This window comes from Bifidobacterium sp. (genome assembly GCF_050874245.1).
Taxonomy (GTDB): domain Bacteria; phylum Actinomycetota; class Actinomycetes; order Actinomycetales; family Bifidobacteriaceae; genus Bifidobacterium.
On sequence record NZ_JBNMKH010000024.1, the window covers coordinates 17,650 to 27,223 of the forward strand.

A 9,574-nucleotide genomic window follows, 5' to 3' on the forward strand; every position below is an offset into this window, starting at 1 on the left:
GACTTGCTGGAGAGACCAGGCTCAGTTCAAGGAACAGAAAAAGTGATATGAACTGATTTTTTGTTCCGCATTCCCCTAGCTCGATGGGAGATGATGGGATTATGACAAAGGGCACTTGATGCGCGGGCGAGTTCAAGGTGAAGGTCGTCCGGTTGCTGACGGAATCCAGGGCCTCATATTCGTCGAGGGTGAACGCGATCGGCGCGGCGGCGAGGTATGTGGGGATAGCGCAGGAATGAATCGGGATGCCATTGTGACGGCCGGGACGGTTGCGCGGGACGCGTATCGTTCTGCCTGTTGTCCGACGCGGAGGCGTGCTGCTGGACGAATGCTTTTGGGCGTCACCCATGCTGAACATCATGAAACCACAGGGTGTATTGTTCTTTTCCATGCCGGTCGACGAAGACGCTGAGCGCCGACAGGACGGTGGAGTGTCCCCGGATTATTTTCGGGTGCCTGTAGGTGCCTCGTGGAAAACGAGCGTGACCGGCAGGTTTCCCAAGGATGGAAAACCCTGGAATAAAGCCAAAAACAGTTGGCTACGGTTATCATCAGAGGTGCGCATGATAACTGTAGTCATGGTCTTAAGTGTCTCATGGGCTTGAGACTGGGGGAGAATGTATGGCTCTCGTTATTGTGCCGGCGCGGGCGCCATGGACAGGTGCCACAAGCTCGGTCTTGTGCCGTGGTTGGCGGTGACGGGATCGATGACGAGTCGAGCAAAACGCTGCCGGTCCATATACGACAAGCCTCCCGCAGGTACGGGAGGCTTGTGATTCGTCGATTGCGGATAAAAATCACCGTTGCGGAACGGTGTACGACTTGTTTCGATCAGAAGAACAGGAAGGCGATACCGACGCCGAAGAACATGAGCAGCACCGAGGTGATGAAGCTGGCGGCAAAAGCCGGCAGGCCCTTGGCGGCGATGGCTTTGAAATTCACGTTGATGCCGAGCGCGGCCATGGCCATGCCGAGTATGATGTAGGCCACGTCCACCAGATTCGCGGCGATGGCGTTCAGGAACGGCACGTAGGTGCCGAGGACCGACGCAGCGATGAAGCCGAGCATGAAGTAGGGGAAGGTGATTTTGCGCTTGCCGCCGGTGGAGGCAGTGGCCTTGGCCTTATCCCACCAGATGGCGATGATGATTGCGGCAAACACCAGCATGAGCACACGGCTCAGCTTCATGATGGTGGCCATGTTCAGGGCTGTGTCGCTGAACGCGCCGCCGACGGCGACCGCATGGGCGATTTCATGCAACGTGGCGCCCGCGGCCACACCCTGCTGCGTGGGGGACATACCGAACAGCGGGAAGACGGTGATTTCGATCAACGCGAAGATGGTGCCCATGATGGCCACGGTGGCCACGGCCATCACCACGTCATCTTCCTTCTCCTGTTGCTGGTCTTCGCCTACGGTGATGGAGCCGGCTAGACCCATCACGGCGGCCGCGCCGCAGATGCCGGTGCCGCCGGCGGTCAGGATGGCCAGCATCGGGCTGACCTTGAACGCGCGGGCCAGCAGATAGGTGACTACAATGGTCAGGGTCACGATCACGGCTGCGATGGGCAGGCATTTAACACCTTGGGTGAACAGCACCTGTAGGTTGAGCTTAAAGCCAAGCAGGATGATGCCCAGACGCAATAGTTTGTTGGAGATCAGGCCGGCGGCGTCCTTCACCCCGGCCGCGCGTTTGGCGCTGGTCTTCACATATATGCCTCGGATCGGGAACTGGATGATCATGCCGATGATCAGTGCGATGATCAACGCGCCGAACAGCGAGAACCCGGGGAACTGCTTGAGCCAGAATCCGATGAAGGAGATGGCCAAGGTCAGAGCTGCGATGAGCAACATATCGGTGGTGGTGATGCGATTCCACCATTTCGTACAGAACTCTCTCATGCCTTCATATTGAACACCTGTTGAAAGTATCAATCAAATGGGATTATCCGATGGTTGTCATCGGTTTCTCCGATGACGCATGGTTATGCCTCACTGGCTTGGGATCGGGTGGGCCGCCTGTGAAGGATTTTTATGATGCGAGTTGGAAAATGCGTGCCGGGAACGTAAGGTCGTCGTATGGGTTTGCTGAATCTTGCGGAACAGGTGGTCCTGTGGTGGATGTGCTACTCCTGCATCGGCTGGGTGTGGGAGACCGGGCTCAACCTGGTGCTGAAGCACAAGTGGGTGGATCGAGGCGCGCTGAACGGCCCGATCTGCCCGATCTACGGCAACGGCGCGCTGCTGGTGATACTGCTGCTGCACGACGTGACCAATCCGGTGGCGTTGTTTCTAGGAAGCGGCGTCATCGCCTGCACCTTGGAATACGTGGTGTCGTGGCAGTACGAGCGCATGTTCCACATTCGGCTTTGGGATTACACCGATAAACCGTTCAACATCAACGGTCGCGTCTATTTGAACGGATTCCTGGCGTTCGGCGCGGGCGCCACGCTGGTCAAACTGGTCGTACAACCCTGGCTGGCGCAACTCACCGCCACCATACCCCAACCGTGGCTCCATATCGCGGCCTGGGGTCTCCTGGCCGTAGCGTTCGTCGACTGGCTGGCCAGCACCATGGGCATGGCCGACATGGACAACAGGCTCGCGCGGCTCGGCGAGGACGTCAAGGCCGGGCGTCTGGAGGCGATCGACAAGGCGAACGACGATATGGCCGAGGCGAACGCGCGCATGGAGCATCGTCTTGCGCAGGCCCAGCGGTCCGCTCAGGAACGTCTTGACCAGACCCGCGAGCGTATCGACGGCACAATCGCCGATATTCGTACGGTCGGACGAAAAGACAAGCCTGCCGCGTTGGACAGACTCACCAAGGAGCATGTGCGTCGTGCGTTGAGCCGTCAGCAGGTCCGTCTGCTTCGGGCGTTCCCTTCGATGCGTTCGTCGACGCATCGCGAGCTGACCGATCGCATCCACGATCTGCTGGAACGCTGACGGTTTCCGTTTGCGGAGGGCGTCTGGTGACTATTGTGGTATAAAGACGTGTGCCGAACGATTCGGAAAAGAGGAATGAACATGTCGATGAAGGATACGTTGAAGAAGGCCAAGATCGCCGCGATGAAGGCCAAGGACAAGGCGAAGCTCAATCCGATCAACCTGACGCTCGCGGACATTCAGAACATGGAAATCGCCAACGGTCATGAGGCCACCGACGAAGAGGTGCTGAAAGTCATCCAGAAGGGCGTCAAGACCCGTCGTGAAACGGCCAAGCTGTATGAGGATAAGGGACTGACCGATAAGGCTGCTCCTGAAACCGCCGAAGCGGATTTCCTGGAGACCTTCCTTCCGGCGGGCGCCACCGACGAGGATTACGACAAGGCCGTCGCCGATGCCATGGCGGAAGTGCAACCGGCAGGTCCCAAGGATATGGGCCGTGTCATCAAGGCGGCCCGTGCCGCGCTTGAGGGCAAGACCATCGATGGAGGCAAGCTGGCCGGTCTGGTCAAGGCCGAACTCAACAAGTAACATTTCCGGCCGTATATGGTCTTATATGGAAATCGGGTCCAGACGGATTGTGTCTGGACCCGATTCTTTTGTGATTGGACGTTCGGTGGAATGTCTCAGCGTTCGTGATGGTCGATGCGGTTGGACACCACGTCGCCGATGGTCTGCACGATCTGCACGAGGATGACGCACAGTATCACGGCCGCGGTCATCACATCGTACTGGTAGCGCTGGTAGCCGTAGCGGATGGCGATGTCGCCCAAGCCGCCCGCACCAACGGTACCGGCCATGGCGGAGAAGCCGAACAGGGTGATGAACGTCAGTGCGGCGCCGCGGATCAGCGAAGGCAGGCTTTCGAACAGCAGCACTTTGAACACGATCTGCAGATTGCTGGCGCCGAAGCTTTGCGCGGCTTCCACCAAGCTGCCGTCCACTTCGGCGAGCGATTGTTCCACCACGCGGGCCACGAACGGCGCGGCGGTGAGGACCAGTGGCACGATGGCGCCCGGCACGCCGAGCGAGGTGCCTACGATCAGCCTCGTCAACGGGATGATGGCCACCAGCAGGATGATGAACGGGATGGATCGCACTATGTTCACGATCCAGCCGAGCACGGTGTTGAGCGGCGCGTTAGGGCGGATGCCCTTCTTCGCGGAAGTGATGAGCAGCACGCCGATCGGTAGGCCGATCACATACGCCAGCAGCGTCGCGACGGCGGTCATGATGATCGTGTCGCGCACGCCTTCGGCCAGCAGTTCGCCATATTCGGCGATGAATTGCGAGATAACCTGTCCCATTTCACTTCACCTCTTCCTTGGTCCGCGTATCCGCCTGCCCGTCGGATGCGGTGGAATCGTGCCTATGACGGTGGCTTTCCACCTTCGCGTCGGCTATCAACGTCTTCAGAATGTCGCTTTGCGGATTGGCGAACAGTTCCTCGGTGTCGCCCATCTCCACGATTCGGCCGCCGTCGATCATGGCCACTCGGTCGCAGATGTTACGTGCCACCGACAGGGAGTGCGTGATGATGACCAGCGTCACGTTGAGCTCGCGATTGATGCGTCGCAGCAGGTCGAGAATCTGCGCCGTGGTGGTGGTGTCGAGCGCGCTGGTGGCCTCATCGCACAGCATGATGGACGGATTGTTGGCCAACGCGCGTGCGATGGCGACGCGCTGCTGCTGGCCGCCGGAAAGCTGGCTGGGATACCGGTCGGCAAGATCGGCCAGTCCGACCAGGTCGAGCAGGTATCGGGCGCGCTCCTCACGCTTGGCTTTCGGCGTGTGGTTGAGTTCAAGCGGGAACGCGACGTTGCGCAGCACGGTGCGCTGCTGGAACAGGCTGAAATTCTGGAAGATCATGCCGATTCCAGCGCGCACGCCCGCCAGATCCTTGCCTTTCACGTCGGTGATGTCCCTGCCGTCGATGAGCACCTTGCCGGATGTGGGCCGCTCCAGCAGGTTGATGCAGCGCACCAGCGTGGATTTGCCCGCGCCGGAGGAGCCGAGGATGCCGAACACCTCACCCGAATCGATGGTCAGGTTGATGTCGTGCAGCACCTCATGCGCTTCGGCACCGCTGCCGTAGCTTTTATGCAGATGGTCGATCTGAATCGTCATAATGTCCTGTTCCTGTTTTCATGGTTCATAGCAAGAATGCCGCAGGACATGTTATCCTGCGGCATTGAATTACTGGCAGCCGGAGTAGTCAATCTCAGAAGACCGGCACCACGGCACCCTTGTAGTTCTTGTTGATGTAATCGCGGACCTCGTCGGACTTCAGGGCCTTCTTGAGCTCCTTGGTCTTGGCGGTGTTCTCGTTGCCCTTCTTGACCACCAGGATGTTCTGGTAGGTCTTCGCGGCCAAACCGCCGGCCTTCTCAGTGGCCAACGTGTCCTTGGTCGGGTCGAAGCCGGCCTGAATGGCGTAGTTGCCGTTCAGCGCGGCGATGTCCACGTCCTTGATGACGGTCGGCACGACGGCGGCCTCAAGTTCCTTGAACTGCAGGTTCTTCGGATTGGAAGTGATGTCCTTCGGCGTGGCGTTGATGTCCTTCGGGTTCTTCAGCTTGATCAGACCGGCATCCTGCAGAAGCAGGAGGGCGCGCGCCTCGTTGGTGGCGTCGTTCGGCACAGCCACGGTAGCGCCGTCCTGAAGATCGTCCAGGGTCTTGGTCTTGCCCGGGTACAGGCCGAATGGCTCGAAGTGGATGCCTTCCACGGACACCAGATGGGTGCCCTTTTCCTTGTTGAAGTTATCGAGATACGGTTTGTGCTGGAAGTAATTCGCGTCGACCTCGCCCTCTTCGGTGGCGGTGTTCGGCTGCACATAGTCGGTGAATTCCTTGACTACCAGCTTGTATCCGTCCTTCTCAACGAGTGGCTTGACGGCCTTGTTTAGAATCTCCGCGTGCGGGGTAGGGGAGGCGGCCACGGTGATGGTCTTGTCGTCTTCCTTGGAGGAGGCCCCATTCGAATCGGAGCTGCCGCAGCCGGCCAGACCGAAGGTCGCGAGGGTGGTGACGGCGAGCAGCGCGCCGAGAATCTTCTTGCTATGCATGGTTGAGTTCCTCTCTCAAATCGTCTTACGACCCGCGTATCTGCATGGTAGCGGGCCAACGATTGACCAATATAGAGGAAGCTTCACCGGCAACACGGCGCCCGACTATCGGAATTACTTATAGAGTGTGCGAGAACCGTAGGAACTTGCGAGATTCGCAGCTTCAAATCGGAAGAAAAATTCTGCGATATGCCTTTCATAGAATGCCGAAATGCCTGAGCGCGTTCGCGATGCCGGCATCATCGACGTCATCGGTGACGTAATCCGCCACCGACTTCGGCTCGTCCGTCGCGTTGCCCATCGCCACACCGATGCCGGCATAACGCAGCATGTCCACGTCGTTGCCGCCGTCGCCGAAAGCGATCGCGTTGTCCTTCGACCAGCCGAAATGCTCAAGCACGACCTGCATGCCGACCGCTTTGCCGCCGTCCGCGGGAATCAGGTCGGTGAAAGCGGGATGCCACCGCACGCCGCGCACATTGCCGCACAGGGAGGAGATGCGTGCCTCCGTGTCCCTGTCGATATACGGGCTGATCTGGAACGTGCGATGGGAGCCGATGCGTTCGCGCGGGTCGTGGATGTCGATTTTCGGAGCGGTTTTGCCGAGACTGTCCCACGTGCTTTCCAATGTTTCGTTAGTCCGGTTGAAATACCCGTAGTCGCTTTCCGCGTAATTGGCGATCACATCGGTGTGCTCCTCCAGCCAGGAGGTGATGATCTCCACGTCGGCTTGGTCGATGGGATGCTGGTAGCTCAGACCGTCGCGAGTGGTGCAGTATTGGCCGTTGATACCCACGATGCCGTCGAAAAGTACGGGAATGGTGTCCAACACCACGCCCATATAGGAGGGTGCGCGGCCCGAACAGATGAACACTTTCACGCCCTTCTCCTGCAACGCGTGCAATGCGTCGATGGTTGACTGCGGAACCACATGCGTGACGAAACTCGTCAATGTGCCATCGATGTCGAAAAACGCAGCCCTGATGTCCGATCCCATGCCGACCTCCTCATGAATCCCGTGTCAAACCACCATCCAGCTTACGGGAGGATAAAAGGAAACGCCGTCGACGACATGGAACGGCGGACACGAAAATAGGAAAAACGTCCGCATATGCCTACAATCGACAACCATGAGCGAACATATCGAGATCACGCCGGAGATCATCGAAATCCGACATTACCTGCACGCGCACCCCGAACGCAGCTTCAAGGAATACGAAACAAGCGCCTACATCGAAAAACTGTTGCGCGCGCATGACATCGAAGTGCTCAACAACCCGTTGGAAACCGGCGTGGTCGGCCTGATCCGCGGCGAACAGCCGGGGCCGCGCATCGCATTGCGCGCCGACATCGACGGCCTGCCCATCCAAGAGGACACCGGCCTGCCGTTCTCATCCGTCAACGACGGCGTCATGCACGGATGCGGCCACGATTTGCACATGTCGTACATGCTCGGCGCGGCATTCTGGCTCGCCAAGCACCGCAAGCGCATCAAAGGCTCCATCAAACTATTGTTCCAACCGGCCGAAGAGCTCGGCCTCGGCGCCAAATCCATGGTTGACGCAGGCCTGCTCGCCGACGTGTCCGCCGCCATCGGCGCGCACAACAATCCGAACTACGCGCCAGGGCAGATCGCGGTCGGCCCCGAACCGATGATGGCCGGCTGCGTGAAATTCCACGTCACCCTGCACGCCACCGGCACCCACGCCGGATATCCGCACAAGGGAACCGGCCCGATCGAAGCGCTCGCCACAATGATCCTCGCATTGCAGACCATCGTGAGCCGCAACGTCTCGCCATTCCATCCACTCGTACTGTCCATCACCGAACTGCACGGCGGCCACGTGTGGAACGTCGTGCCCGACAAGGCGAGTTTCCAGGGCACGGTGCGCTACTTCCACAAATCCGACGGCGAGCTGGTCGAGAAGCGCTTCAAACAGCAGGTCCAATCCATCGCCTCCGGATACGGCATCACCGCTGACGTCGACTGGGACGATTTCCAGAATCCGCTCGTCTCCGACACAGAACTGTCCAAGATCGTCGCCGACAGCGTGCGCGACTACGCGCAGCTCGAACCCATCCACCCGTCGATGGCGGGGGAGGACTTCTGCGATTTCATGCCCGTCACCCTGCCGGTGTTCGCCTTCATCGGCTCCAACGGCGAGGAAGGCTGCCCCGACTGGCACAGCCCGCACTTCATCGGACTCGACGAATCATTGCAGACCGGTGTGGAATTCTATGCCAATGCGGCATTGACGGTACTCAACGAACTCTCATGACGCATCTCGCGTCCGTCCGCGTCTCATCATGACCACGGACGGACGCAATCGCAAAAACAAACGTCCAACAAACCAACGGTAAGCTAGACAGATATGACAGACATTCGTTTCGCACTCGCCCAGATCGACACCTGCGTCGGAGATCTCGACTCCAACGCCGACAAGGTCATGCAATATGCGCATCGCGCCGCGCAACAAGGCACGAAAGTGGTCGTGTTCCCGGAAATGACACTGACCGGATACCCCATCGAGGACCTCGCCCTGAGAGCCACCTTCCGCAAAGCCGCATGGGACAAAGCCAACTGGCTCGCCACCGAACTGGCCGCCGACGGACTCGACGGACTGTACGTGGTGGTCGGCACCGTGGGCACCGACCGCGAGACATCCAAACCACGCAACCGCCTCGTCGTACTGCACGACGGCGTGGTCTGGGCCGGCTACGACAAGCACTTCCTGCCCAACTACGGCGTATTCGACGAATTCCGCATCTTCAGCCCCGGCAACAAATCCATGGTGCTCGACGTGGACGGCGCCCGCATCGGCGTAGCCATCTGCGAAGACATCTGGCAGGACGGAGGCCCCGTAGCCGAACTCGCCAAGGAGAACATCGACCTGCTACTCACCATGAACGGCTCGCCATACGAGGAAGGCAAAACCGACACGCGATTCGACCTCGCCGTACGCCGTGCCGCCGAAGTGCACGCGCCGATGATCTACCTCAACCAGGTAGGCGGCCAGGACGACCTCGTCTTCGACGGCGGCAGCTTCGTCGTGGACGCCGACGGCACCCTGCTCGAGCGCTCGCCGATGTTCATGGAGGACCTGAGCTTCTTCGACCTGGACACGTCTGCCGAGCATCAGACGGTCGGTGCGATCGCGGCCAAGCCGGATCCGGACGAGGAGGTGTACACCGCCTGCGTGCTGGGCCTGAAGGACTACATGGCCAAGAATCATTTCAAGGGCGTGTGCCTGGGCCTGTCCGGAGGCATCGATTCCGCGCTCGTGGCCGCCATGGCCGCCGACGCCGTGGGCGGCGAGAACGTGCATGGCATCTCCATGCCGAGCATGTACTCATCCGACGGCTCTAAGGACGACGCCGCGGATCTGGCGCGCAACATCGGCGCGCATTACGACATCCAGCCCATCGAGCCGCTGTTCACCGCCTATCAGCATCAGCTGCATCTCGATGGGGTTGCCGCCGAGAACCTGCAGGCCCGCATCCGCGGTGTGATCGTCATGGCGTATTCCAACTCGAAAGGTCTGCTGGCGGTCGCCACCG

At 59.7% G+C, this 9,574-nt stretch carries 9 protein-coding genes; 4 read left to right on the plus strand and 5 right to left on the minus strand.

Annotated elements, in window-relative coordinates; all coding sequences use genetic code 11:
- Window positions 1–831 precede the first annotated feature (831 nt).
- Window positions 832–1,902, minus strand: coding sequence for a YeiH family protein (locus tag ACR0P8_RS04225; protein WP_432623942.1), 1,071 nt, complete (start codon window positions 1,900–1,902; stop codon window positions 832–834).
- Window positions 1,903–2,079: 177 nt separating this feature from the next.
- Here ACR0P8_RS04225 and ACR0P8_RS04230 point away from each other — a divergent pair, with 177 nt between their 5' ends.
- On the plus strand, window positions 2,080–2,949 hold the full coding sequence (locus tag ACR0P8_RS04230; RefSeq protein ID WP_432623943.1) for a putative ABC transporter permease: 870 nt from the start codon (window positions 2,080–2,082) through the stop codon (window positions 2,947–2,949).
- A gap of 81 nt (window positions 2,950–3,030) precedes the next feature.
- Entirely contained in the window at window positions 3,031–3,480 is a 450-nt protein-coding gene (locus ACR0P8_RS04235) for a GatB/YqeY domain-containing protein (protein ID WP_432623944.1), read from the plus strand.
- A gap of 95 nt (window positions 3,481–3,575) precedes the next feature.
- Here the strand turns inward: ACR0P8_RS04235 and ACR0P8_RS04240 are convergent, their stop codons facing one another.
- The 4 genes from ACR0P8_RS04240 to ACR0P8_RS04255 all read right to left on the minus strand — a co-directional run bounded on the left by ACR0P8_RS04240 (window position 3,576) and on the right by ACR0P8_RS04255 (window position 7,013).
- On the minus strand, window positions 3,576–4,256 hold the full coding sequence (locus ACR0P8_RS04240) for a methionine ABC transporter permease (protein ID WP_432623945.1): 681 nt from the start codon (window positions 4,254–4,256) through the stop codon (window positions 3,576–3,578).
- A 1-nt stretch (window position 4,257) separates the two neighbouring features.
- The gene (locus ACR0P8_RS04245) at window positions 4,258–5,076 is read right to left on the minus strand and encodes a methionine ABC transporter ATP-binding protein (protein WP_432623946.1); all 819 of its coding nucleotides are present in this window, start codon (window positions 5,074–5,076) and stop codon (window positions 4,258–4,260) included.
- Between the two features lie 94 nt (window positions 5,077–5,170).
- A complete protein-coding gene (locus ACR0P8_RS04250) occupies window positions 5,171–6,016 on the minus strand; it encodes a MetQ/NlpA family ABC transporter substrate-binding protein (RefSeq protein WP_432623947.1) in 846 nt (281 codons plus the stop codon).
- A 196-nt stretch (window positions 6,017–6,212) separates the two neighbouring features.
- Window positions 6,213–7,013 (minus strand): Cof-type HAD-IIB family hydrolase, encoded by an 801-nt coding sequence (locus ACR0P8_RS04255; RefSeq protein ID WP_432623948.1) that lies wholly within the window; start codon window positions 7,011–7,013, stop codon window positions 6,213–6,215.
- Between the two features lie 133 nt (window positions 7,014–7,146).
- On the opposite strand from ACR0P8_RS04255, the gene ACR0P8_RS04260 reads away from it, so the two are divergent.
- Both ACR0P8_RS04260 and nadE read left to right on the plus strand, forming a co-directional pair.
- Window positions 7,147–8,295: a M20 metallopeptidase family protein gene (locus ACR0P8_RS04260; protein WP_432623949.1), complete on the plus strand. Its 1,149-nt coding sequence runs from the start codon at window positions 7,147–7,149 to the stop codon at window positions 8,293–8,295.
- A gap of 93 nt (window positions 8,296–8,388) precedes the next feature.
- A partial coding sequence (nadE, locus tag ACR0P8_RS04265; RefSeq protein ID WP_432623950.1) for an NAD(+) synthase occupies window positions 8,389–9,574 on the plus strand: 1,186 nt, incomplete at its 3' end.

Coding starts and splice junctions, on each gene's coding strand:
- ACR0P8_RS04240 (WP_432623945.1), bottom strand. CDS start 4,256: ATGGGACAGGTTATCTCGCAATTCATCGCCGAATATGGCGAACTGCTG.
- ACR0P8_RS04225 (WP_432623942.1), bottom strand. CDS start 1,902: ATGAGAGAGTTCTGTACGAAATGGTGGAATCGCATCACCACCACCGAT.
- ACR0P8_RS04245 (WP_432623946.1), bottom strand. CDS start 5,076: ATGACGATTCAGATCGACCATCTGCATAAAAGCTACGGCAGCGGTGCC.
- ACR0P8_RS04250 (WP_432623947.1), bottom strand. CDS start 6,016: ATGCATAGCAAGAAGATTCTCGGCGCGCTGCTCGCCGTCACCACCCTC.
- ACR0P8_RS04230 (WP_432623943.1), top strand. CDS start 2,080: ATGGGTTTGCTGAATCTTGCGGAACAGGTGGTCCTGTGGTGGATGTGC.
- ACR0P8_RS04260 (WP_432623949.1), top strand. CDS start 7,147: ATGAGCGAACATATCGAGATCACGCCGGAGATCATCGAAATCCGACAT.
- ACR0P8_RS04255 (WP_432623948.1), bottom strand. CDS start 7,013: ATGGGATCGGACATCAGGGCTGCGTTTTTCGACATCGATGGCACATTG.
- ACR0P8_RS04235 (WP_432623944.1), top strand. CDS start 3,031: ATGTCGATGAAGGATACGTTGAAGAAGGCCAAGATCGCCGCGATGAAG.